Genomic DNA, 23,064 nt, shown 5'->3' on the forward strand with positions numbered 1-23,064 from the left:
CCCGCGTCGCCCTCACCCCAGCCCTCTCCCGCAAGCGGGAGAGGGAGCGCGTAGCGGTCGGGGAGGCGCTTCAGCGCACCAGCACGTTGCGGAACTGCCACGGGTCGCTGGTGTCGATGTCCTCCGGGAACAGGCCGGGGCGGTCGGTCAGCGGGGTCCAGTCGGTGTAGTAGCCCTTGACCGGGCCGAGATACGGCATCTGCACTTCGAGGCAGCGCTTGTAGTCCATCTCGTCGGCCTCGACGATGCCGGCTTCGGGATTCTCCAGCGCCCACACCATGCCGGCCAGCACCGCCGACGACACCTGCATGCCGGTGGCGTTCTGATACGGGCAGACCTCGCGGGTCTCTTCGATCGAGAGCTGCGAGCCGTACCAGTAGGCGTTCTTGGCGTGGCCGTAGACCAGCACGCCGAGTTCGTCGATGCCGTCGACGATCTCGTTCTCGTCGAGGATATGCCACTTCGGCTGCATCTTGCCGGTGGCGCCGAACATCTCGTGCAGCGACAGCACGGCGTCGTTGGCCGGGTGATAGGCGTAGTGGCAGGTCGGGCGGTACACCACGTTCTGGCCGTCCCGCACCGTGAAGTAATCGGCGATCGAGATCGACTCGTTATGAGTCACGAGGAAGCCGTATTGCGCGCCCGGCGTCGGGCACCAGGTGCGGACGCGGGTGTTGGCGCCGGGCTGCAGCAGATAGATCGCCGCGCCGCAGCCCTCGGTGTGGGTGCGGCCGTTGTCCGGCATCCAGGTCTCGTGCGTGCCCCAGCCGAGTTCGGCCGGCTGCAGGCCCTCGGAGACGAAGCCCTCGACCGACCAGGTGTTGACGAACACGTTCATCGGCTTCGGCGTCTTGGCGCGCTGAGTGTCGCGCTCGGCGATGTGGATGCCCTTGACGCCGAGCTTGTGGGCGAGCTGCGCCCAGCCGTCGCGGCTCTTCGGCTCGTTGAATTCGGTGCCGGTGTCGCGCGCGATATCGACCAGCGCCTGCTTGACGAACCACGACACCATGCCGGGGTTGGCGCCGCAGGTGGAGACCGCGGTGGTGCCGCCCGGGTTCTTCGCCTTGGCGGCGAGCAGCGTTTCGCGCAGCGCGTAGTTGGTGCGCTTCTCCGGGCCGGCGCTCTTGTCGAAGTAGAAGCCGGCCCACGGCTCGACCACGGTGTCGATGTAGAGCGCGCCGATCTCACGGCACATCGTCATGATGTCCACCGACGAGGTGTCGACCGACAGGTTGACGCAGAAGCCCTGGCCGCCGCCTTCGGTCAGCAGCGGGATCAGCAGCTCGCGGTAGTTGTCCCTGGTGACGCCCTGCTTGATGAAGCGCACGCCGTGCTTCTTGGCGAGTTCGCCGTCCTCGTGCGGATCGATGATCACGAACCGCGTCTTGTCGTACTCGAAGTGCCGTTCGATCAGCGGCAGGGTGCCTTTGCCGATCGAGCCGAAGCCGATCATGACGATAGGGCCGGTGATCTTGGCGTGGATCTTCGAAGTGGACGACATCAGGGATGAACTCCGGGGCAAGGGTTGAGGAAGGGGTTGACGGGTAGGTCGGCAGGAGACCGCCGCGATTGGCAGTCAGCTCGGTAAGGGAATACGACGGCGGGGTGAAATTCGGATGTCACCTCGGGCAGCAGTCGGCTCTTGCAGCAGCTATTCGTGCAGTCAGTTCGGTTCGGACACGCTCAGCACCGTGAGCGAGCGCCGCTCGCCCGACGGGGTTTCGAAAGTGATCGACTGCCCGACGGAGAGGCCGATAAGCGCGGCTCCGATCGGGGTCAATACCGAAATGCGGCCAGCCTCGACGTCGGCCTCCGGCGGATAGACCAGCGTGACGTGCTTCTCCTTGCCGGTCGAGTCGTCCCGGAAGGTCAGCTCGGAGTCCATGCAGACAACGCCGGGAAGCGGCGCGCTGTCCGGCGCAACCTTGGCGCGCGCGACTTCGCCGGCGAGAAAATCGGCGGTCGCGGGATGGCGCTGCGCGGCGACTTCGGCGAGCTGGCCGAGGCGCTCGGCGTCGCGATTGCGCAGTGTGATCGGCGGGCGCCGATGGGCAAGTGACTGGATCATGATTTTACGGCTCCTGTCATGCCGGACGCGCGAGCGCCGGCATCTCGGGATGGTGTCAAAACGAATGCGATGGGATTGGAGAGAGCGACGAAATTGCAGTTGCCCGGATCGCGCGCACGCGCGTCCGGGTCACCTTCCTGCTTGAAGGCGACCAGCGCGCAGCGTCAAACGGTTGCGGGGCAAATTCGTCATGGTTCAGGAAACCTGGGGGCTCCCCGCCGCAAAGTCAACGGGGAGCCGATTATCGAACAAGTAGCGTGGCTTAGCTGCGGCGCTTGGCGGTGACTTCGATTTCGATCTTCATTTCGGGCTTGTACAGGCCCGCGACCGCCACGATCGTCGCGGCCGGCCGGATCTCGGCGAGGTTCTCGCCGCACACCGCGAACACCGCGTCGGCGTCCTTCGGGTCGGTGATGTAGTAGGTGGCGCGCACGATGTCTTCCATCGCGAAGCCGGCTTCCTTGAGCGCGGCGCCGATCGTCTTGAAGCAGTTGCGGGTCTGCGACGTGACGTCCTCGGGCAGCGTCATGGTGGAGTAGTCGTAGCCGGTGGTGCCGGAGACGAAGACGAAATCGCCATCGACCACGGCGCGGCTGTAGCCCGCGGTCTTCTCGAACGGCGATCCGGTGGAAATCAGGCGACGCGACATCGAAACAATCCTGGAACTGAGGGGAGATCGGCAGCCAATGCCGCGTCTGGTCCGGCAAATCAAGGCCAAGCCAATCAGAGCCGAGACTGTCTCAGCCCTGACATACGATTGGGTTAGGCTGCGCTTGTCTCGGCCCCACGGGTCCGACGCCGGCGCCAGGCATCGACGGCGATCTTGAGCACGAACACGGTGAGCACCAGCACCGTGACGCGCGGCCGCTTGGCCGGATCGCGCGGTGCGAAGACGCGATGGGTCGGGCGTGGGAAACGCAGAAAACGCATTGGACCCTCCTTAGGCGGCGCGACGAAGACGCGCCCGCTCGGCGCGCGCCGGCTTGGCAACCGCGCCGGTGGCGACGATCAGGCCGGCCGCGCCATCGAGCGCGCCCTCCCGCAGCTCGAGCCCGAGCAGGCGGTCGCGTTCGAACGGACCCGGCAGCGCCAGAGCGCCCATCTTATTAGTCGTGAAGCCGAACCGCACGTAGTACGGCGCGTCGCCGAGCAGGATCACCGCGCCGTGGCCGCGCGCGGCAGCCTCCGCCAGCGCCGCGCGCATCAGCGCGCCGCCGACGCCGAATTCGCGGCACGACGGATCGACGGCGAGGGGGCCGAGCACGAGTGCGGCCCGGCCCCCTGCGTCGACATGCCAGAGCCGAACGGTGCCGACCAGGCGGCCTTGGCGGACCGCGGAGAAGGCGAGGCCTTCCGCGGGCGCGCGTCCATCACGCAAACGCTGGCAGGTGCGCGCATGTCGGCCTTCGCCGAAGCACGCATCCAACAGGCGCTCACGCGCAGCAATGTCGGAGCTCTTTTCCGCACGGATCGCGAACGGAACGGCTGCGACGTCCAAGGCAGTCAAGGTGGCGAGTGCGTTCGTCATGGCACGTCGATCCCCACGCTGTCCGGCGAACCGCGCCGGCAGCATGTTGTCAGCAAACAGCGATGTGACAGGGAGAGGCCGGCAAGCCGGCCTCAATTCTTCTGCTCCCTCTCCCGCTCGCGGGAGAGAGCCGGGTGAGGACGACACGAGTCGCCGACTCACCCTGGTATCCGACCTCCGCGGCGCGGAGGATCGGTCCTCAGATGTGGTAGGTCCGCAGCGGCGGGAAGCCGTTGAAGGCCACCGACGAGTAGGTCGACGTATACGCTCCGGTGCCTTCGATCAGCAGCTTGTCGCCGATCTCGAGCGTCACCGGCAGCGGGTACGGCATCTTCTCGTACAGCACGTCGGCCGAATCGCAGGTCGGGCCGGCGAGCACGCAGGGCGTCATCTCGGCGCCGTCGTGGCGCGACTTGATGGCGTAGCGGATCGACTCGTCCATCGTCTCGGCGAGGCCGCCGAACTTGCCGATGTCGAGATAGACCCAGCGCACGTCGTCCTCGTCGCTCTTCTTCGAGATCAGCACGACTTCGGTCTCGATCACGCCGGCATTGCCGACCATGCCGCGGCCCGGCTCGATGATGGTCTCCGGGATCTGGTTGCCGAAGTGCTTGCGCAGCGCCCGGAAGATCGAGCGGCCGTACTGCACCACCGGCGGGACTTCCTTCAGATACTTGGTCGGGAAGCCACCACCCATGTTGACCATCGAGAGCGTGATGCCGCGCTCGGCGCAGTCGCGGAACACCTGCGCGGCCATCGCCAGCGCACGGTCCCACGCCTTCACCTTGCGCTGCTGCGAGCCGACATGGAACGAGATGCCATAGGCTTCCAGGCCGAGACGCTTGGCGTTGTCGAGCACGTCCACCGCCATCTCCGGATCGCAGCCGAACTTGCGCGACAGCGGCCACTCGGCGCCGGCGCAATCGTACAGGATGCGGCAGAACACCTTCGAGCCGGGCGCCGAGCGCGCGATCTTCTCCACCTCGGGGGTGCAGTCGACCGAGAACAGGCGAATGCCGAGCTCGTAGGCGCGCGCGATGTCACGCTCCTTCTTGATGGTGTTGCCGAAGGAGATGCGGTCCGGGGTCGCGCCCGCGGCCAGCGCCATCTGGATCTCCTGCACCGAGGCGCAGTCGAAGCACGAGCCGAGCGAGGCCAGCAGCGACAGCACTTCCGGCGCCGGGTTCGCCTTGATGGCGTAGAACACGCGGCTGTCCGGCAGCGCCCGGGCGAAGCTGGTGAAGTTGTCGCGCACGACGTCGAGATCGACGACCAGGCACGGCTCGACATCGAGACCCTGGGTGCGACGGTCGCGCAGAAATTCCCGAATACGTTCGGTCATGGCACTCTCCCAAACGCCCAGCGACGGACGCGTTCAACAGTGACGTCGGCCCGACGACTGCGGCGCCGTCACGCGATGGAGGCGCGACGAGCGATCAGCTCGGGTAGACAGTGCTGCCGTCGATTGGTTGGGAGTGATCCCGCCCGCTCGCCTGGCAATGAAGGACAAGCCTCTTCGGTATTCGCGCTGGCTGATGGAAAGCCAGCAGAGACCAAAAAAGCCCGCTCCGTCGTTGCTTTAAGTCGCGTCCCCCGTTGAGAGCGGGGTGCGCCGGTTCGCCTCCGGCTGCCGATCACGGTTGCAAGAGAAGAAGTTACCTTCAACGGCATCTCTTGAGAGAGATGCTGGCCGCTTTGATCTCACGATCGAACGACCCTCGGCTTCTTCATCCCTTGGCGGCTGTCCGGCCTCTTGTCCGGATACCTACCGATCGACACACGACCACAGGCACGTGCGAAATTGGGCAAGACGGGAGATAGGTGTTTCAGTCCGGGTCCGCAACAATTTTTTTGGTCGCCGCGGCGTTTTTTCCGACGTCGTTGCTCAGCGTTGCTAATGAGCCACGAACAACACGGCTCAACATGAACGTCTGTTCAAGATGACTAACAGATGGCGGTGTTTGCGGAGGCGCGTGGTCGCGCGCGCAGTCTCAGAAAATCGCTGTGCCACAGGCACAACTCACGCTTAGCGCGGAGTTTCCCGGCCGAGGAATGAAGATGAAGTTAACAGCGGCGGCTTCGCGCGGCTGCGTGCTCAGGAGCGCTTGAAGAACGGCTCGATGCGCTGTGCGTTGCGGATGAAGCCGGCCATCACGACGACGCCGAGGATGAACAGCACCGCCTGCAGGATATGCTCGGAGACAGTGTCGAGCCCGAACAGGATCGAGAGCGCCCAGCCGCCGGCGAAAGCAGCGCCGAACACCTCCGCGCCGATCAGGATCGCGGCGCTGATGACGGTGACGACACTCGGCCAGGCGATCTGGCGGGAGGCGGTCGGGGCGGAAGTCTTGCTCATCGGTCTCAAATCCTCTCGGGCGGCGCGCAATCTCTCCGAAAATGGCCGCCGCGGCAAGCGCAAGGCGATGATCCTCCAAAGTGTCAGCACTTGGGCGCTCAACCGGGGCGCCGGGCACTGCGATGAATAATCGCGCGCCAGTCGGGCCGGATGGCGCAAAAAAGCCCCACCGGGTGCTATATGTTCGCAAGTCGCGACGCCAACGCAGGATTTCTTGATGTCTGAAGCTTCCGGACCGATTGCCGCAGCCCCGCGCGCGGACAATCCGCTGCTCGATGCCTGGACCACGCCATTTGAGACGCCGCCGTTCACCGCCATCGCGCCGGAGCATTTCATGCCGGCGTTCGAGCAGGCCTTTGCGGATCATGCGGCGGAGATCGCCGCCATCACCCACGATCCGTCCGAGCCCGACTTCGACAACACCATCACGGCGCTGGAGCGCTCCGGCAAGCTGCTGAACCGCGTCGCGGCGGTTTTCTACGATCTGGTTTCGGCGCACTCGAATCCGGCGCTGCTGGAGATCGACAAGGAGGTGTCGCTGCGGATGGCGCGGCACTGGAATCCGATCATGATGAACGCGGTGCTGTTCGGCCGCATCGCCGCGCTGCGCGACAAGCGCAACGACCTGAACCTGACGCCCGAGCAGCAGCGGCTGCTGGAGCGCACCTACACCCGCTTCCACCGCTCCGGCGCTGGTCTCGACGACGCCGCCAAGGCGCGCATGGCGCAGATCAACGAGCAGCTGGCGCAGCTCGGCACCAATTTCAGCCACCATCTGCTCGGCGACGAGCAGGAGTGGTTCATGGAACTGGGCGAGGGCGACACCGAGGGCCTGCCGGCCAGCTTCGTCACCGCCGCCAAGGCCGCGGCGGACGAACGCGGCATGCCCGGCAAGGCGGTGATCACGTTGTCGCGCTCCTCGGTCGAGCCGTTCCTGAAGATGTCGAGCCGCCGCGACCTGCGCGAGAAGGTGTATCGCGCCTTCATCGCCCGCGGCGACAACGGCAACGCCAACGACAACAACGCGCTGATCGGCGACATCCTGAAGCTGCGCGAGGAGAGCGCCAAGCTGCTCGGCTATCCGACCTTCGCGGCCTATCGGCTCGCCGATTCGATGGCCAAGACTCCCGAGGCGGTGCGCGGCCTGCTCGAGCGGGTGTGGAAGCCGGCGCGCGCCCGCGCGCTCGCCGACCGCGACGCGCTGCAGGAGCTGGTCGCCGAGGAAGGCGGCAACTTCAAGCTGGCGCCGTGGGACTGGCGCTATTACGCCGAGAAGCTGCGGCAGCGCCGCGCCAATTTCGACGACGCGGCAATCAAGCCGTATCTGTCGCTCGACAACATGATCGCCGCGTCGTTCGACACCGCGACGCGGCTGTTCGGCGTCACCTTCGAAGAGTGCAAGGACGTGCCGGTGTGGCACCCCGACGTCCGCGTCTGGGAAGTGAAGGACGCCGACGGCGGCCATCGCGGCCTGTTCTATGGTGATTATTACGCCCGGCCGTCGAAGCGCTCCGGCGCCTGGATGACTTCGCTGCGCGACCAGCAGAAGCTCGACGGCAACGTCTCGCCGCTGATCATCAACGTCTGCAACTTCGCCAAGGGCTCGGGCGACGAGCCGTCGCTGCTGTCGCCCGACGATGCCCGCACGCTGTTCCATGAATTCGGTCACGGCCTGCACGGCATGCTGAGCGACGTCACCTATCCGTCGCTGTCGGGCACCAGCGTGTTCACCGACTTCGTAGAGCTGCCGTCGCAGCTCTACGAGCACTGGCAGGAGCAGCCGCAGGTGCTGCAACAGTTCGCCCGCCACTACCAGACCGGCGAGCCGCTGCCCGACGATCTGCTGAAGCGCTTCATCGCCGCGCGGAAATTCAACCAGGGCTTTGCCACGGTGGAGTTCGTGTCGTCGGCGCTGCTCGACCTGGAGTTCCACACCCAGCCGGCCGCGAGCGTCGGCGAGGTCCGCGCGTTCGAACAGCGCGAGCTCGCCAAGATCGGCATGCCCGAGGAGATCGCGATGCGGCACCGGCCGACGCAGTTCGGCCACATCTTCTCCGGCGATCACTACGCCTCGGGCTACTACAGCTACATGTGGAGCGAAGTGATGGACGCCGACGCGTTCGGCGCCTTCGAGGAAGCCGGCAACATCTTCGATCCGCAGGTCGCCAAGCGGCTGCGCGACGACATCTATGCGTCTGGCGGTTCGCGCGACCCGGAGGAGGCCTACATCGCGTTCCGCGGCCGCGCCCCGGAGCCCGACGCGCTGCTGCGCCGCCGCGGCCTGCTCGACACGCCGGAGGCCGCTTAGGCGATGTTGTCCGCGTCAGGTCAGCGCACTCCTCCGTCATTGCGAGCGAAGCGAAGCAATCCAGCTCCGCGCTCGGCGCTGGATTGCTTCGTCGCTTCGCTCCTCGCAATGACGAGACGGTTGGTGATAGCGATCATTCTCGCCTTTGGAATTGGGCAAGCCACCGCCCACGCCCACCCTCACGTCTGGATCACTGCGACCAGCGAGTTGGTTTATGGGCCCGACGGCTCGTTCACCGGCGTGCGGCATGCCTGGGCGTTCGACGACATGTTCTCGACCTATGCGCTGCAGGGCATCGAGACCAAGCAGAAAGGCGTCTACACCCGCGAGGATCTGGCGCCGCTGGCGCAGACTAATGTCGAGTCGCTGAAGGAGTTCGCGTATTTCACCTTCGCCAAGGTGAACGGCAAGAAGCAGAAGTTCGGCGAGCCGGTCGACTACTACCTGACCCACAAGGACGGCGTGCTGATGCTGCACTTCTACCTGCCGCTGAAGACGCCGGTGAAGAGCCCCGAGCTCGCGGTCGAAGTGTTCGACCCGACCTACTTCATCGACTTCACCTTCGCCGACAAGGATCCGGTCAAGCTCGCCGGCGCGCCGGCCGGCTGCGCGATGAAATTCGAGCGCCCGACCGACGGCAGCGCCAACGCGCAACGGATGTCCGAGGACAACTTCCTGAACGGCGATAATTCGAACTACGGCGCGATGTTCGCCAACAAGATCGAGGTCAAGTGCCCGTGAAGCGATCGAGCAAAGCCATCAGACGCTTGAGCTCCCAACGGTCCCCTACCGTCATCGCGAGCGCAGCGAAGCGATCCACGGGCAGCGCGGGCGGCGCTGGGTTGCTTCGTCGCGGAGCCTGTGCCCGGACAGCGCGTCGCGCTGATCCGGGTGCTCCTCGCAATGACCGGGAGGGGTGGTCGGTTCAGTCGTTGGCGCTGCTCTGCGTTGCGCTGCTCGCCGCCGGCCTCTTCGCAGACGCCGCGCTGCACAGCGCCCTGGCGCAGAATCCGTTCGGCGCGCCCAAGGCCGCGGCCGAGCCGCAGGCCGGCGGCCTGATCGGCTGGCTGCTGGCGCAGCAATCGGCATTCTACAAGCAGATGTCGGCGACCATCCGGGCCGCCAAGGCGGACGGCACCGCGGTCTGGACGCTGCTGGGCATTTCGTTCGCCTACGGCATTTTCCACGCCGCCGGCCCCGGCCACGGCAAGGCGGTGATCTCGTCCTACATGATCGCCAATGAGGAAACCGCGCGGCGCGGCATCGTGCTGTCGTTCGTTTCGGCGATGCTGCAGGCGCTGGTTGCGGTGCTGATCGTCGGCATCTGCGCCTGGCTGCTCAACGCCACCGCGAAGACGATGTGCAGCGCCGAGCGCGTCATCGAGATCGCCAGCTATGGCCTGATCGCGGCGTTCGGCGCCCGGCTGGTGTGGAGCAAGGGCGGCGGCTTCTTCCGCGCGCTGCAGGGCACGATGCGGCGGCCGGGCCTGCCGCTCACCCCGGCGCCGGCGCTGGCGCATGCGGGCCACACCCACCACGACCATGCGCACCACGATCACGCTCATGACCATGGCCACAGCCACGCGCTGCAGGCCCATGCCGGGCACGACCATCGTCACGATCACGGCCACGCCCACGGTCATGATCATCACCACGATGACGATCACGGTCATGCTCACGCTCACCATGATCATGATCCTCACGGCCACGATCATCACCACCACGCCCATGGCGAATCCTGCGATCATTGCGGCCATTCGCACGGCCCGGAGCCGGCGGAACTCGCCGGCCCCGGCGGCTGGCGGCGCGGGCTCGGCGCGGTGCTGACGGTCGGCATCCGTCCGTGCTCGGGGGCGATCCTGGTGCTGGTGTTCGCGCTGGCGCAGGGTCTGTTCTGGGCCGGCGTCGCCGCGACCTTCATGATGGGGCTCGGCACCGCCATCACGGTCGCGACGATCGCCACCATCGCGGTGTCGGCCAAGGGGCTGGCGCAGCGGCTGTCGGCCGGTCAGGCGGGCGGCGGCGCGCTGGTGATGCGCGGCATCGAATTCGGCGCCGCCGGGCTCGTGCTGCTGTTCGGCATCGGGCTTCTACTGGGTTATGTGGCGGCCGAACGCGTGACCTGTCTTTAACCACAGAGCCGTAAAATCGAGCAATTGAGCGACTGCAGCAAAACCGGATCGATTGTCGTTCGTAGGACTTCTCGTAACTACGGAGCGGCGCGATCAGCGCGGTGGTTAGGTCACTGCGAAGTCACTGCGTCGTCTTGACAACGATAGGCCAAAGCGCGAAGCCAACCAGCATCATGACGGTGATTGTTCCCATCCACGGCCCCGCGCCCGTTCCGGCCCCCGAGCCCGAGCGCGTCGGCGTGCTGCTGGTCAATCTCGGCACGCCCGACACCTGCGACACCAAGGGCGTGCGGATCTATCTGCGCGAGTTCCTGTCGGACCCGCGGGTGATCGAGAACCAGGGCATCTTCTGGAAGCTGGCGCTCAACGGAATCATTCTGAACACCCGTCCGGCCCGCAAGGCCAAGGACTATCAGAAGATCTGGAACACCGAAAAGAACGAGTCTCCGCTCAAGACCATCACGCGCGCGCAGGCCGAGAAGCTGGGTGCCTCGCTGACCGGCCGCAGCCATCTGGTGGTCGATTGGGCGATGCGCTACGGCAACCCGTCGATGCGTGACCGGATCGAGGCGCTGGTTCGTCAGGGCTGCTCGCGCCTGCTGGTGGTGCCGCTGTATCCGCAATACTCCGCCGCGACCTCTGCGACCGTCTGCGACCAGGCGTTCCGCGTGCTGCGCGAGCTGCGCGCCCAGCCGACGCTGCGGGTGACGCCGCCCTATTTCCGCGACGTCGCCTATATCGATGCGCTGGCGAACTCGATCAACAAGCACCTCGCGACGCTGCCGTTCGAGCCCGAAATGATCGTCGCGTCGTTCCACGGCATGCCGCAGGCCTATATCGAGAAGGGCGACCCCTATCAGTCGCAATGCGTCGCCACCGTCGAGGCGCTGCGCGAGCGGATGGGGCTCGACGACAAGAAACTGCTACTGACCTTCCAGTCGCGCTTCGGCTTCGACCAATGGTTGCAGCCCTACACCGACAAGACCATCGAGAAGCTCGCCAAGGACGGCGTGCGCAAACTCGCGGTGGTGATGCCGGGCTTCGCCGCCGACTGCCTCGAGACGCTGGAAGAAATCGCGCAGGAGAACGCCGAGATCTTCATGCACAATGGCGGCGAGGAATTCTCGGCGATCCCCTGCCTCAACGACAGCGACGACGGCATCGACGTCATCCATCAGCTGGTGATGCGCGAGCTGCAAGGCTGGCTGTAACCGCTGCGCCGCGCTGACGCAGGCGATCCCTGTCGTCATGATCCTGCTCGCTTTCGCCGCGCTCGAACCTTACATCCCTGAACAACGACCCATGACCGCTGTTGAGCTGCCGGTGATGTGGCCGGTTTCGCCGGCACCGTGATCGCATCGTCACCGTCGCCCGGGCGGCCCGATGCAGGCGCGGCCGGCCCGAGGAGACGCTGAATGTACAACCTGTCCGGCTTCGATATCTTCTCCATCCTCGTCGTGCTGCTGGTGATCCTGACGCTGTTCGCCGGCGTCAAGACCGTGCCGCAGGGCTTCAACTGGACGATCGAGCGGTTCGGCAAGTTCACCCGCACGCTGGTGCCGGGCCTCAATCTGATCATCCCGTATTTCGATCGCGTCGGTCGCAAGATCAACATGATGGAGCAGGTGATCGAGATCCCGCAGCAGGAGGTCATCTCCAAGGACAACGCCACCGTGACGGTGGACGGCGTCGCCTTCTTCCAGGTGTTCGACGCCGCGAAAGCCAGCTACGAGGTCGCCAATCTCGAGCAGGCGATCATCGTGCTGACGATGACCAACATCCGCTCGGTGATGGGCTCGATGGATCTCGACCAGGTGCTGTCGCATCGCGACGAGATCAACGAGCGGCTGCTGCGCGTCGTCGATGCCGCGGTGTCGCCGTGGGGCGTCAAGGTCAACCGCATCGAGATCAAGGACATCGTGCCGCCGGCCGATCTGGTCGAGGCGATGGGCCGGCAGATGAAGGCCGAGCGCGTCAAGCGCGCCGACATTCTGCAGGCCGAAGGCGCGCGGCAGTCGGAGATCCTGCGAGCCGAAGGCGCCAAGCAGGGTCAGATCCTGCAGGCCGAAGGCCGCCGCGAAGCCGCGTTCCGCGACGCCGAGGCGCGCGAGCGAAGCGCCGAAGCCGAGGCGCGCGCCACCCAGATGGTCAGCGAGGCCATCTCGAAAGGCGACGTCGCGGCGCTGAACTACTTCATCGCCGACAAATACATCAAGGCGTTCGGCCAGCTCGCCGAGTCGCCGAACCAGAAGGTGATCATGCTGCCGGTCGAGGCGATGAGCATGCTCGGCTCGCTCGCCGGCATCGGCGAAATCGCCAAGGCCACCTTCGGCGAGAGCGCCGCCTCCGCCCAAGCCGCCGCCCGCCGCGGCGGCTCGGTGCCGCCGACGACCAAGACATCGTGACGCCCGCAAAAGGCGACGCCTTTCGATGTGAAGCAGCCCTCTCCACCGTCATGCCCGGGCTCGTCCCGGGCATCCACGCCTTGCTGCCTCAGTTGCGACAAAGGCGTGGATGGCCGGGACAAGCCCGGCCATGACGGGGTTAGGCAGGCGAAATAAGCAGTGTCCGAGCAGGGCCGACCACCTCTCCCCGTCATTGCGAGGAGCGCAGCGACGAAGCAATCCAGCCCCGTGCACGGCTCCGGATTGCTTCGCTTCGCGCGCAATGACGGTCTACACTGAGCGCCTCTGCAAGGTGCGACCATGACCGACCTCTTCATCTCGCTCGGCCCCTGGAACTGGTTGATCGCCGGCTTCATCCTGATGGCGCTTGAGTTGCTGGCGCCGGGCGTGTTCCTGTTCTGGCTCGGCCTCGCGGCGCTGCTGACCGGGATCGCGACCTTCACGTTCGGGGCCGTGTTGGCGCTGTCCTGGCAGGCGCAGGCGCTGCTGTTCGCGGTGCTGGCGGTCGCCGCCGTGCCGCTGTGGCGGCGGATGGCGCGCGGCGGCGAGGCCGAATCCAACGCCACCAACCCGTTCCTCAACCGCCGCACCGACGCGCTGGTCGGCCGCGAGTTCACGCTGGAAAAGCCGATCGTCGGCGGCGTCGGCACGGTGCGGATCGACGACACCTTCTGGCGCGTCACCGGGCCGGATGCCCCGGCCGGCAGCCGGGTCAAGATCGTGCAGGCGGACGGCGTGAACCTGATCGTGGCGGCGGTGTAGCGGCCTTTGGTCTTCGCCAAACACTCAGCGTCATCCTGAGGCGCCGCCGCGCAGCGGCGGCCTCGAAGGATGGGCCAAGGGAAAGACGTCGCCCGCGTATCCGCATCCTTCGAGGCCCGCCCTGCGGGCGGGCGCCTCAGGATGACGGCGCAGAATGCGGCGAGGGACCGGAAGACTTCCGACTCGCCCTTAAGCCACCCCGGCGCGCAGCAGATCGTGCAGGTGCACGATGCCGACCGGCTTCTTGCCTTCGGTGACCAGCAGGGCGGTGATCTTCGAGGAGTTCAGCAGTTCGAGCGTCTCGCCGGCCAGCAGGTTCGGGCTGATCGTCTTCGGGCGCTTGGTCATCACCTCGTCGACCGTGGCGGTCATCAGGTCCGGGCGCATGTGGCGGCGGAGGTCGCCGTCGGTCACGATTCCGGCGATCGCACCATTGGCATCGACGATGCCGACGCAGCCGAACCCCTTGGCGGACATCTCGACCAGCGCGTCCGACATCTTGGTGCCGAGCGGCTTCAGCGGGATGGCGTCGCCGGTGTGCATCAGGTCGCGGGCGTATTTCAGCATCGCGCCGAGCTTGCCGCCGGGATGCAGTACGCTGAAATCGGTCGAGGTGAAGCCGCGGCTTTCCAGCAGCGCGATCGCGATCGCGTCGCCAAGCGCCAGCATCATCAGCGACGAGGTGGTCGGCGCCAGATTGTGCGGGCAGGCCTCGCGCGCCTTCGGCAGCGTCAGCGCGATCTCCGCCGCCTGCGCCAGCGTCGAGCCGGAGTCCGACGTCATGGCGATCAGCGCGATCTTGAAGCGCTTGGCGTAGCTGATCAGATTCTTCATTTCCGGCTGCTCGCCCGACCACGACATCGCCAGGATGACGTCGTCGGCGGTGATCATGCCGAGGTCGCCGTGGCTGGCTTCGGAGGCGTGAACGAAGAACGCCGGCGTGCCGGTCGACGCGAAGGTCGCGGCGATCTTGCGGCCGATATGGCCGGACTTGCCGAGGCCGGTGATGATCAGGCGGCCCTTGCCGGTCTGGATCATCTCGACGGCGGCCACGAAGGCGCTGCCGAGATCGCCGCGCAGCGCCGCGGCGAGCGCGGTGACGCCCTCGGCTTCGGACTCCAGCGTGCGCAGGGCCGAGGGAATGGCGGCAGCGGCGGACTCGGTCATCGCGGTTTTCGTGGTGCGGGGTTTGGAAAGAGCCATCGGGGTCCCGAATCCTCAGCCATTAAGCGACCGGCGCTTTCCTAGCATGCCACGGTACGGGAAGCGACGCGCCCAGATACCGTCCGGAAAGGTTCTCAACCGATCGTTGGGGGCGTTTCTCAACCCCTCCTTAACCATAAACGTTTTTACTCCATTAACGATGATCGGTCCCCAGGCTTTGCCGAGGATGCCGGTCGATCGTCGTAAGCAATTGTTTTCCTGAGGTTTTGTGATCGTGACGGCGTCGTCAGCAACAGGCCCCTTCCGCCGCGCGGCCTGGCTGCGGGCGGCGGCGACGTGCCTGCTGGCCGGCACCGCCGGTCATGCACATGCGCAGAGCCTGACCCGCGACCTGTTCAGGCCGGAGCGCGGCGGCTTCGTCTCGCCACAGAACCTGCCGCTGCAGCCGACGGCCGCGACCGCAAACACGCCGGCGCCGGTTCCCCCCGGCCGGGCCGATCCCTACGACACCGATGACATGCGCGGCAGCCGCAACGCGCGGCTCGGCGCGACGCCGGAATTCGGCCTGCAGCGGCCCAGCCTCGGCCCGTCCGGCACCGGCTATGACGCGCTCGGCCGCAAGCGGCAGCAGCCCAAATTGCGCCCCGGCGCCCCCCGCCCCAAATCGATCGGCCCCGGCTCGCCGGTGGTGACGCCGGCGCCGCCGCCGGCCCGCCCGCTGCCGCCGTCGCAGGCCGCCGCCAAGCCGCCGGTCGCGGCCGCCTTCAACGGCACGCTGCCCGGCCAGCCGCTGCGCCGCCGACTCAAGGCCGACGACGATCCGTTCGGTCCGGTCGGCGACTATGCGGGCAGCTTCCTGATCAAGGGCGCGGTCGAGCTCAACGGCGGCTACGACACCAATCCGGGCCGCATCGCCACCCCGCAGGCCTCCGGTTTCTATAAGGTCTCGCCCGAACTGATGGTGACGTCGGACTGGGACCGCCACGCGCTGGTCGCCGACCTGCGCGGCTCGTTCACCGGCTACGGCCACGAATTCAACACCCCGGCCAGCGGCGTCACCTCGGCGCCGCGCGTGCTCGACCGGCCGGATTTCGACGGCCATATCGACGGCCGCATCGACGTCACCCGCGACACGAGGCTGCTCGGCCAGGGCCGTCTGATCGTCGGCACCGACAATCCCGGCAGCCCGAACAACCTGTTCGGCCTGCAGAAATTTCCGATCTACACCCAGACCGGCGTGTCCGGCGGCATCGACCAGACCTTCAACCGCCTGCAGGTCACGGCGATCGGCAGCGCCGACCGCCGGACCTATCAGCAGTCGGTGTTCACCGACGGCAGCACCGATCCCAACAATGATCGTAACTTCAACCAATATGCCGGCACCGGCCGCGTCAGCTACGAGATCCTGCCGGGCCTGAAGCCGTTCGTCGAAGGTCAGGCCGATACGCGCACGCACGATACCCCGGTCGACCGCTACGGCTACATGCGCGACAGCAATGGCGGCTACGTCAAGGGCGGCACCAGCTTCGAGCTGACCCGGCTGTTGACCGGCGAGGCCTCGATCGGCTGGGCGGCGCGCACCTACAGCGATCCGCGGCTGCTGAAGCTCGAAGGCCTGCTCACCAGCGCGTCGCTGATCTGGACCGTCACGCCGCTGACCAAGTTCAAGATCAACGCCGACACCTCGATCGACGAATCGCCGCTCGCCGGCGTCTCCGGCGTGCTGACCCGCACCTACACGGCCGAAGTCGACCACGACTTCCGCCGCTGGCTGACCGCGGTCGGCAAGTTCACCTACGCGACCTACGACTATCAGGGCTCCGGCCGCAGCGACCGCTTCAATTCGCTGGAAGGCAATCTGATCTACAAGATGAGCCGCCAGGTCTGGGTCAAGGGCACGCTGCGCCGCGACCAGCTCGACTCCAACGTCACCGGCGGCAGCTACAATGCCACGGTGGTGATGCTCGGGGTGCGCTTGCAGAACTGATGAGTTCTTCTTTATTGATGCACGACATCCCCCCGTCGCCCAGCGCGCTCCCTCTCCCGCTCGCGGGAGAGGGCCGGGGTGAGGGCGACGCGAGCACCGTGCCTGGGGACCCCCACCCCCGACCCCTCCCCGCAAGGGGGAGGGGAGAAGAGCCCAGCGCGCGCCCTCTCCCGCGCGCGGGAGAGGGTTGGGGAGAGGGCGACGCGAGCACTGCGCTTGCCCGCAACTAATCGTGGACGTTGGTCTCCGGCCGCCAGGTCAGCAGCCTGTTCTCCAGCGTGGTCAGTAGCCATTCGGCGAGCAGCGCCACCACGGCGATGACGATCATCGCGGCGAAGACGCCGTTACTGTCGAACGAGCCCTGCGCGGTGGCAATCAGCAGGCCCATGCCTTCGCGCGCGCCGAGGAATTCGCCGACGATGGCGCCGACCAGCGCGAAACCGAAGCTGACATGCAGGCTGGCGAGAATCCACGACAGCGCCGAGGGGATCACCACCGAGGTCGTGACCTGCCACGGGCTGGCGCCGAGGATGCGCGCATTGGCGATCAGGTTCTTGTCGGCCTCGCGCACGCCCTGAAACGCATTGGCGAACACCACGAAGAACACCATCACCACAGCGAGCGCGATCTTCGACGCCGCGCCGAGGCCGAGCGCGACGATAAAGATCGAGCCGAGCACCACGCGCGGGATCGAGTTGGCGACCTTGATGTAGATCGAGAACACGTCGGACAGCAGGTGATTGCGGCCGAGCGCGATGCCGCACAGCACGCCCAGCACCGCGCCGATCAGGAAGCCGGCGCCGGCCTCGTAGATCGTCACCCAGATCTGCTTCCACAGCGGCCCGATCGAGGTGCCGTTCTGCGTCCAGTCGATCAGCTTCAGCACGATGCCGCTCGGCTGGCCGAAGAAGAACGGATCGATCAGGCTGAACCGCACGCCGAATTCCCAGCCCGCCACCAGCACGATCAGCACAGCGAGCCGCAACGCCAGGACAAGCCGCGCCCGCCTCCGCATCCGCACCGCGAGCGATTCGGCGGGGATGTCCGTCTCCGGCTTGCTGATTGTCGTATCAGCCATCAGCACATTCCTCGCGCATCGCCGGCCCCATGCGAGGCCCTCATGGTGAGGAGGCGCGTCAGCGCCGTCTCGAACCATGAGCGCGTGCGGCCCTCATCCTTCGAGACGCGGCGAAGACGCCGCTCCTCAGGATGAGGATGCTGCGACGTGTGGCGATGCCGGGCGAAGTCAATCCTCCTCATTGCCCCGCCCTCGCGCGCAGCACTTCCTCGCGCAGGTCGTCGTTGATGTTGCGGGCGATGGCGATGAAGCGTTCGTCGTAGCGCAGCGTGGCGACGTCGCGCGGGCGCGGCAGGTCGATGCTGTGCACCGACTTCACGCGCGCCGGCCGCGTGGTCAGCACCGCGACGCGGTCGGCCAGCAGGATCGCCTCGTCGAGATCGTGGGTGACGAACAGCACCGCGGACTTCGCCTCGGCCCAGAGCTGCAGCAATTCCTCCTGCATCAGCTCGCGGGTCTGGACGTCGAGCGCAGAGAACGGCTCGTCCATCAGCAGCACCTGCGGCTTGTTGATGAAGGTCTGCGCCAGCGCCACGCGCTTGCGCATGCCGCCGGAGAGCTGATGCGGATGGTGATGCTCGAAGCCCTTCAGCCCGACCCGCGCGATCCAGTCGCGCGCCTCGGCCTCGGCCTGCTGCTTGCCGACGCCGCGAAACAGCGGCCCGGCCATCACATTGTGCAGCACGTCGCGCCACGGAAACACCGCGTCCTGCTGGAACACGAAGCCGACCCGCCGATCGACGCCGGCGACCGGCGCATCGAACAACGTGACGCGCCCGGCCTGCGGCTTTGCCAGCCCGGCGATCAGTCCGAGCGTCGTCGACTTGCCGCAGCCGGTTGGGCCGACAATGGCGGAGAACTCCCCCGGCGCGACGGCGAGGTCGAAGTCCTCGAGCGCGGACAACACATCGCCCGACGGCGTGACGAAGCGCCGGGCAACGTGATGGAGTTCGATGGCGGAAGGGGCGGCGGTTGGGAGTGCGGAAGGGGTCATGAGTGATACGGAGCTCGCGTGAGTTCGCCGACCTATCGTTCGTCATTCCGGGGTGCGCGCGTGCGAGAGGCGATCAGGGGTGGGACGCAGAGTCTCCCCCGCTGCACAGCGCGCGCCCTCTCCCGCTTGCGGGAGAGGGTTGGGGTGAGGGCGCCACAAGGATGGCGTCCCGGTGTGGACCCCCACCCCCGACCCCTTCCCGCAAGGGGGAGGGGAGCAGGGCACGGCCCGCTCCCTCTCCCGCGTGCGGGAGAGGGCTGGGGTGAGGGCGACGCGGGTGCTGACTCAGCAAGTCCTCACTGCCCCGCATTCGCCTTCACCACGAACTCCGTGGTGTAGGTCTTCGACAGGTCGATGGTCTTGCCCTGCAGATTCGGCGAGAAGCTCGCCAGGATCTTGTTGACCGACTCGGGGCCGCCCGCCGGCATCAGGCCGTCGACCGAGTACTGAACCTTGCCGTCCTTCAGGCCCTGCACATACAGCTCGCGCTCGCCGGCGTAGTAGTCCTTCGGCATCTTGTCAGCGATCTCGTCGGCGGAGTGCGCCGCCATCCATTTCAGCGTCTTGACCATGGCGTTGACGAGCTTCTGCACGGTCGGCTTGTTGGCCTCCATCCAGCCGCGCTCCATGTACAGGCAGGCGGCCGGGTAGTCGCCGCCGAGCGCCTTGCGGGTTTCTTCCGGCGAACGCAGGTCGATCGCCACCTTGGCGCTGCCGGATTTCAGCGCGCGCTGCACGGTCGGCTCGGTGGTCATGCCGGAGGCGATCTTGCCCTGCTGCATCGCGGCCAGGAACGTGTCTCCGGCGCCGACCGGCACCAGCGTGTAGTCCTGATTTTTCAGCCCGGCCTTGGCGGCGAGCGCACGCGTCAGAAAATCGGTCGCCGAGCCGAGCCCGGTGACACCGAGCGCCTGGCCCTTCCAGTTCGCCGGGTCCTTGAGCTTGTCGGCCTCGGCGGCCTTCACCAGCACGACTTCGCCCGGCGCGACGGCGAACTGCACCACGTCGGTGATGAGCTTGCCCTTCGACTGCAGATCGATGGTGTGGTCGTAGAACCCGACCACGCCCTGCACCTCGCGCGCCAGCAGCGCGGTCGCGGCCTGCGAGCCCGAGGTCGAGTTGAACAGCTCGACGTCGAGCCCTTCCTCCTTGAAGAAGCCGAGCTGCGCCGCGAGCTTGGCCGGCAGATAGATCTGCTTGTCGATGCCGCCGACCATGATCTTCAGCGGCGTCTGCGCGGCCGCGGGCAGCACGGACAGGACGGCAACAAAAATCGCGGCAAGCAGTCTGCGCATCAGCGTTTCCCCGGAGCGAGAGGCCGGGCCGGGGAGCCTTCGGCTCGTCCTGCAGGCGCGGCAGCGGGCCGCATCAGGGACCGGGTGCGGCATTCTGTCAATGCGGTTTGTGCGGGGCGCGGGGCCGGGCAAATGGCGAGAAAGGCCAGCCTGTTGCTGTCAATAAGGCCGTCGCTGCGCCTTGATCCTGCGGAACCGGACGCCGGTGCCGTCCGGCAGGCGCGTGGCGATGTAGCCGGCGTCGAGGCAGGCTTCGCGTTGCGGCATCTTCTCTTCCGGCGCGCGGGTCGAATCCCACCACGACGCGCGCTGCGCGGCACGGGGCAGCGCGAAGCCGAGCATCTCCTCGATCTCGTCGATGCTCAGCACCAGTTCGGGTGCCGTCTGCCGCTTGAGGTGATCGCGGAGCGGATCGAATTTGCTCACGTCTGCAGGTCCTTGTTCGAGCGAGGCCGGCCGCGGCGCGGGCGGCACGCGCGGGCACTTTGGGTGCAATGACGGCGGCTGTCGGTGAAATCGACCGTTAACCGCCGGCCCTGTCATGGTCGCAACTTAAGCGCTCCGCAAGCTTTGGATGGCTAGCCTCGGACGATGGACAGCGGCGGCCTTTTCGAGCGGATCAGACACCAACTCAGGCAGGGCCGGCTGATGTCGGCCCGCCTGCTGATCATCTCGTCCGTCGTCACCGTGCTGGGCTTTTCCGGCGTATGCGGCAGCATCATGCTGGAGATGCGGCGCAGCGCCCAGGAGCTGTCGCGCCAGACCCAGGAAAATCTCGCCTCCACGATCAGCGCCGACGTCAACCGCAACATCGAGCTGTACGACCTGTCGCTGCGCTCGGTGATCAGCAGTCTGGCGCTGCCGCAGCTTTCGCAGGTCGATCCGACCATCCGCAACCTGATCCTGTTCGACCACGCCGCCACGGCGCAGCATTTCGGTCAGCTGCAGGTGTTCGACGCCAAAGGCGACCTGCGGCTGGATTCGGGAACCCTGACGCCCGCGCACATCAATCGGGCCGACGAGCCGTTTTTCCGCATCCATGTCGCGCAGCCCGACTTCGGCCTGTATATCAGCCGGCCGATGCAGCACGGCGATGCCTATGCGCTGGTGCTCAGTCGGCGGATCACCGCCCCGGACGGCAGCTTCGCGGGCGTCGTCGCCGGATCGATCCGGTTCAGCTATTTCCAGGACCTGTTCAGCCGGCTGCGGCTCGCGCCGCACGACGTGATCGCCGTGCTGGCCCGAGACGGCACCCTGATCATGCGGACGCCGTTCGCCCCCGAACTGCTGGGCAAGAACATGATGGCCCGGATCGGCATGGACAGGATGCTGGGCCAGCGCCGCGGCTGGTTCAGCGGCGAGGGCAAGGTCGACAAGATTTCGCGGATGTATGTCTGGGCCGACAGCAGCCGCCCACTGATCGCGCTGGTCGGCCGGTCATGGAGCGACGTCTTCCAGATGTGGCGTAACGAAGCGCTCCGGATCGGCGCCATCCTGCTCGGGCTGGCCATCATCGTCGCCGGCTTCACGGTGTTCTTCATCCGTGAGATCGACCGCCGGGCGGCGGCCGAGCGCCGCCTCGAGGAACTCGCCACCACCGATGCGCTGACCGGGCTCACCAACCGCCGCAAGTTCGATCTGGTGATGGATCGCGAATGGCGCCGGGCGGTGCGGGCCCGGACGCCGATCGCGCTGCTGATCATCGATGCCGATCACTTCAAGTCGTTCAACGACAGCTTCGGGCACCCGGCCGGCGATCAGGTGCTGGTCGGGATCGCGCTGTGCATCGCCGATTCGGCGAACCGCGCCGGCGACTGCGCCGCACGGCTCGGCGGCGAGGAGTTCGCGGTGCTGCTACCCGAACTGCACGCGGCGGACGCGCAGGGCATCGCCGAGGCCATCCGCCAGAAGGTGGAGGTATGGTCGGAAGGTCAGGCGGGAGTGACCGTCAGCATCGGTCTCGCCAGCATGACGCCGGCGGCCGGACAGCATTGGTCGATGCTGTTCGAGGCCGCCGACAAGGCGCTCTATGCGGCCAAGGACCTCGGCCGCAATTGCTGCGTGGTCGCCGCCAGTCGGAACGACCTGCATCTGGTTGCCTGAAGTTTGCCTCAGTCCCCGAGGTAGCGTTTCATGTCGGCGATCAGGCCGTCGCGCAGGTCGGGGCGCCGCAACGCAAACGCGATATTGGCGCGCAGAAACCCCGATTTCGAACCGCAATCGTGGCGCTCGCCCTCGAACTCGACGCCGTAAAACTTCTGCGTCTTCGACAGCCCGATCATCGCATCCGTAAGCTGAATCTCGCCGCCGGCCCCGCGCTCTTGCGTCGCGAGGATCTGGAAGATCTCGGGCTGCAGGATGTAGCGGCCGGAGATCGACAGGTTGGACGGCGCGGTGCCGGGCTTCGGCTTCTCGACCATGCCGTCGATTTCGAACATCCGCCCGTCGCGCTTGCCGACGCCGCAGATGCCGTATTGATGCGTCTTGTCCTCCGGCACTTCCTCGACCGCGATGACATTGGCCTTGTCGCCGAGCTGTTCGGCGGCCTGGATCATCTGCTTCAGGCAGCCGGGCGTGTTGAGCACCAGCTCGTCCGGCAGCACCACGGCGAACGGTTCGTTGCCGACGATGTCGCGGGCGCACCACACCGCGTGGCCGAGGCCGTGCGGCGCCTGCTGACGGGTGAAGCTCATCGCGCCCGCCTCGGGCTGGTCGCGCGCCAGGATCGCCATCTCGTTCGTCTTGTTGCGCTTCTCCAGCGTCACGTCGAGTTCGAACTGGCGGTCGAAATGATCTTCGATCACGCCCTTGTTGCGCCCGGTGACGAACACGAAGTGCTCGATCCCGGCTTCGCGCGCCTCATCGACGACGTACTGGATCAGCGGCTTGTCGACGATGGTCAGCATCTCCTTCGGCATCGCCTTGGTGGCGGGGAGAACGCGGGTACCGAGACCGGCGACGGGGAAGACGGCTTTGCGGATTTTCAT

Annotated in this window: 21 protein-coding genes; 8 read left to right on the forward strand and 13 right to left on the reverse strand. The window is 66.6% G+C overall.

Going from position 1 to position 23,064, the window contains the following annotated elements; all coding sequences use genetic code 11:
* Positions 1–70 precede the first annotated feature (70 nt).
* From ACFFJ6_RS11090 to ACFFJ6_RS11120, 7 genes are all read right to left on the reverse strand, one after another.
* Entirely contained in the window at positions 71–1,501 is a 1,431-nt protein-coding gene (locus ACFFJ6_RS11090; RefSeq protein WP_378387527.1) for a homospermidine synthase, read from the reverse strand.
* 162 nt (positions 1,502–1,663) lie between these two features.
* Positions 1,664–2,068, reverse strand: coding sequence for a nucleoside diphosphate kinase regulator (rnk, locus tag ACFFJ6_RS11095; protein WP_378387529.1), 405 nt, complete (start codon positions 2,066–2,068; stop codon positions 1,664–1,666).
* A 262-nt stretch (positions 2,069–2,330) separates the two neighbouring features.
* Positions 2,331–2,717 (reverse strand): RidA family protein, encoded by a 387-nt coding sequence (locus tag ACFFJ6_RS11100; RefSeq protein ID WP_378387531.1) that lies wholly within the window; start codon positions 2,715–2,717, stop codon positions 2,331–2,333.
* A gap of 113 nt (positions 2,718–2,830) precedes the next feature.
* Entirely contained in the window at positions 2,831–2,998 is a 168-nt protein-coding gene (locus ACFFJ6_RS11105; RefSeq protein WP_378387533.1) for a hypothetical protein, read from the reverse strand.
* 10 nt (positions 2,999–3,008) lie between these two features.
* The gene (locus tag ACFFJ6_RS11110) at positions 3,009–3,596 is read right to left on the reverse strand and encodes a GNAT family N-acetyltransferase (protein ID WP_378387535.1); all 588 of its coding nucleotides are present in this window, start codon (positions 3,594–3,596) and stop codon (positions 3,009–3,011) included.
* 199 nt (positions 3,597–3,795) lie between these two features.
* Positions 3,796–4,938, reverse strand: a complete 1,143-nt coding sequence (locus tag ACFFJ6_RS11115) for a type III PLP-dependent enzyme (RefSeq protein WP_378387537.1) — start codon at positions 4,936–4,938, stop codon at positions 3,796–3,798.
* A 753-nt stretch (positions 4,939–5,691) separates the two neighbouring features.
* Complete coding sequence (locus tag ACFFJ6_RS11120; RefSeq protein ID WP_378387539.1) at positions 5,692–5,952, reverse strand: hypothetical protein; 261 nt, start codon at positions 5,950–5,952, stop codon at positions 5,692–5,694.
* A 217-nt stretch (positions 5,953–6,169) separates the two neighbouring features.
* Here ACFFJ6_RS11120 and ACFFJ6_RS11125 point away from each other — a divergent pair, with 217 nt between their 5' ends.
* The 6 genes from ACFFJ6_RS11125 (at position 6,170) to ACFFJ6_RS11150 (ending at position 13,559) form a co-directional block, all read left to right on the forward strand.
* The gene (locus ACFFJ6_RS11125; RefSeq protein ID WP_378387541.1) at positions 6,170–8,260 is read left to right on the forward strand and encodes a M3 family metallopeptidase; all 2,091 of its coding nucleotides are present in this window, start codon (positions 6,170–6,172) and stop codon (positions 8,258–8,260) included.
* A gap of 108 nt (positions 8,261–8,368) precedes the next feature.
* Positions 8,369–9,001 (forward strand): DUF1007 family protein, encoded by a 633-nt coding sequence (locus ACFFJ6_RS11130; RefSeq protein ID WP_378387543.1) that lies wholly within the window; start codon positions 8,369–8,371, stop codon positions 8,999–9,001.
* Positions 9,002–9,192: 191 nt separating this feature from the next.
* Entirely contained in the window at positions 9,193–10,392 is a 1,200-nt protein-coding gene (locus tag ACFFJ6_RS11135) for a nickel/cobalt transporter (protein WP_378387545.1), read from the forward strand.
* Between the two features lie 173 nt (positions 10,393–10,565).
* Entirely contained in the window at positions 10,566–11,603 is a 1,038-nt protein-coding gene (gene hemH, locus ACFFJ6_RS11140; RefSeq protein WP_378387547.1) for a ferrochelatase, read from the forward strand.
* Positions 11,604–11,816: 213 nt separating this feature from the next.
* Positions 11,817–12,797, forward strand: a complete 981-nt coding sequence (locus tag ACFFJ6_RS11145) for an SPFH domain-containing protein (RefSeq protein ID WP_378387734.1) — start codon at positions 11,817–11,819, stop codon at positions 12,795–12,797.
* Between the two features lie 300 nt (positions 12,798–13,097).
* Positions 13,098–13,559: an NfeD family protein gene (locus ACFFJ6_RS11150; RefSeq protein ID WP_378387549.1), complete on the forward strand. Its 462-nt coding sequence runs from the start codon at positions 13,098–13,100 to the stop codon at positions 13,557–13,559.
* 189 nt (positions 13,560–13,748) lie between these two features.
* Here the strand turns inward: ACFFJ6_RS11150 and ACFFJ6_RS11155 are convergent, their stop codons facing one another.
* The gene (locus ACFFJ6_RS11155; RefSeq protein WP_378387551.1) at positions 13,749–14,762 is read right to left on the reverse strand and encodes a KpsF/GutQ family sugar-phosphate isomerase; all 1,014 of its coding nucleotides are present in this window, start codon (positions 14,760–14,762) and stop codon (positions 13,749–13,751) included.
* A gap of 235 nt (positions 14,763–14,997) precedes the next feature.
* Between ACFFJ6_RS11155 and ACFFJ6_RS11160 the strand changes: the two genes are divergently transcribed.
* Positions 14,998–16,710 (forward strand): outer membrane beta-barrel protein, encoded by a 1,713-nt coding sequence (locus ACFFJ6_RS11160; protein WP_378387554.1) that lies wholly within the window; start codon positions 14,998–15,000, stop codon positions 16,708–16,710.
* Positions 16,711–16,936: 226 nt separating this feature from the next.
* Here ACFFJ6_RS11160 and ACFFJ6_RS11165 read toward each other — a convergent pair whose 3' ends face one another.
* From ACFFJ6_RS11165 to ACFFJ6_RS11180, 4 genes are all read right to left on the reverse strand, one after another.
* The gene (locus ACFFJ6_RS11165; RefSeq protein ID WP_378387556.1) at positions 16,937–17,788 is read right to left on the reverse strand and encodes an ABC transporter permease; all 852 of its coding nucleotides are present in this window, start codon (positions 17,786–17,788) and stop codon (positions 16,937–16,939) included.
* Between the two features lie 178 nt (positions 17,789–17,966).
* Positions 17,967–18,782 (reverse strand): ABC transporter ATP-binding protein, encoded by an 816-nt coding sequence (locus ACFFJ6_RS11170; protein WP_378387558.1) that lies wholly within the window; start codon positions 18,780–18,782, stop codon positions 17,967–17,969.
* Between the two features lie 296 nt (positions 18,783–19,078).
* Complete coding sequence (locus ACFFJ6_RS11175; RefSeq protein WP_378387560.1) at positions 19,079–20,077, reverse strand: ABC transporter substrate-binding protein; 999 nt, start codon at positions 20,075–20,077, stop codon at positions 19,079–19,081.
* A 159-nt stretch (positions 20,078–20,236) separates the two neighbouring features.
* Positions 20,237–20,503, reverse strand: a complete 267-nt coding sequence (locus tag ACFFJ6_RS11180; protein WP_378387562.1) for a DUF7662 domain-containing protein — start codon at positions 20,501–20,503, stop codon at positions 20,237–20,239.
* A gap of 165 nt (positions 20,504–20,668) precedes the next feature.
* Here ACFFJ6_RS11180 and ACFFJ6_RS11185 point away from each other — a divergent pair, with 165 nt between their 5' ends.
* On the forward strand, positions 20,669–22,180 hold the full coding sequence (locus ACFFJ6_RS11185) for a sensor domain-containing diguanylate cyclase (protein WP_378387564.1): 1,512 nt from the start codon (positions 20,669–20,671) through the stop codon (positions 22,178–22,180).
* Positions 22,181–22,188: 8 nt separating this feature from the next.
* On the opposite strand, the gene galU is transcribed toward ACFFJ6_RS11185, so the two are convergent.
* A complete protein-coding gene (gene galU / locus ACFFJ6_RS11190) occupies positions 22,189–23,064 on the reverse strand; it encodes a UTP--glucose-1-phosphate uridylyltransferase GalU (protein WP_378387566.1) in 876 nt (291 codons plus the stop codon).

Origin of the sequence: Rhodopseudomonas telluris, from assembly GCF_042432815.1 — a bacterium.
GTDB lineage: Bacteria > Pseudomonadota > Alphaproteobacteria > Rhizobiales > Xanthobacteraceae > Rhodopseudomonas > Rhodopseudomonas telluris.

What these genes read in the sequence shown, in the direction of transcription:
- ACFFJ6_RS11120 (WP_378387539.1), bottom strand. Translation starts at nt 5,952, where the DNA reads ATGAGCAAGACTTCCGCCCCGACCGCCTCCCGCCAGATCGCCTGGCCG.
- ACFFJ6_RS11150 (WP_378387549.1), top strand. Translation starts at nt 13,098, where the DNA reads ATGACCGACCTCTTCATCTCGCTCGGCCCCTGGAACTGGTTGATCGCC.
- ACFFJ6_RS11165 (WP_378387556.1), bottom strand. Translation starts at nt 17,788, where the DNA reads ATGGCTGATACGACAATCAGCAAGCCGGAGACGGACATCCCCGCCGAA.
- rnk (WP_378387529.1), bottom strand. Translation starts at nt 2,068, where the DNA reads ATGATCCAGTCACTTGCCCATCGGCGCCCGCCGATCACACTGCGCAAT.
- galU (WP_378387566.1), bottom strand. Translation starts at nt 23,064, where the DNA reads ATGAAAATCCGCAAAGCCGTCTTCCCCGTCGCCGGTCTCGGTACCCGC.
- ACFFJ6_RS11110 (WP_378387535.1), bottom strand. Translation starts at nt 3,596, where the DNA reads ATGACGAACGCACTCGCCACCTTGACTGCCTTGGACGTCGCAGCCGTT.
- ACFFJ6_RS11100 (WP_378387531.1), bottom strand. Translation starts at nt 2,717, where the DNA reads ATGTCGCGTCGCCTGATTTCCACCGGATCGCCGTTCGAGAAGACCGCG.
- ACFFJ6_RS11090 (WP_378387527.1), bottom strand. Translation starts at nt 1,501, where the DNA reads ATGTCGTCCACTTCGAAGATCCACGCCAAGATCACCGGCCCTATCGTC.
- ACFFJ6_RS11185 (WP_378387564.1), top strand. Translation starts at nt 20,669, where the DNA reads ATGGACAGCGGCGGCCTTTTCGAGCGGATCAGACACCAACTCAGGCAG.
- ACFFJ6_RS11115 (WP_378387537.1), bottom strand. Translation starts at nt 4,938, where the DNA reads ATGACCGAACGTATTCGGGAATTTCTGCGCGACCGTCGCACCCAGGGT.
- hemH (WP_378387547.1), top strand. Translation starts at nt 10,566, where the DNA reads ATGACGGTGATTGTTCCCATCCACGGCCCCGCGCCCGTTCCGGCCCCC.
- ACFFJ6_RS11155 (WP_378387551.1), bottom strand. Translation starts at nt 14,762, where the DNA reads ATGGCTCTTTCCAAACCCCGCACCACGAAAACCGCGATGACCGAGTCC.
- ACFFJ6_RS11170 (WP_378387558.1), bottom strand. Translation starts at nt 18,782, where the DNA reads ATGACCCCTTCCGCACTCCCAACCGCCGCCCCTTCCGCCATCGAACTC.
- ACFFJ6_RS11125 (WP_378387541.1), top strand. Translation starts at nt 6,170, where the DNA reads ATGTCTGAAGCTTCCGGACCGATTGCCGCAGCCCCGCGCGCGGACAAT.
- ACFFJ6_RS11130 (WP_378387543.1), top strand. Translation starts at nt 8,369, where the DNA reads ATGACGAGACGGTTGGTGATAGCGATCATTCTCGCCTTTGGAATTGGG.
- ACFFJ6_RS11105 (WP_378387533.1), bottom strand. Translation starts at nt 2,998, where the DNA reads ATGCGTTTTCTGCGTTTCCCACGCCCGACCCATCGCGTCTTCGCACCG.
- ACFFJ6_RS11175 (WP_378387560.1), bottom strand. Translation starts at nt 20,077, where the DNA reads ATGCGCAGACTGCTTGCCGCGATTTTTGTTGCCGTCCTGTCCGTGCTG.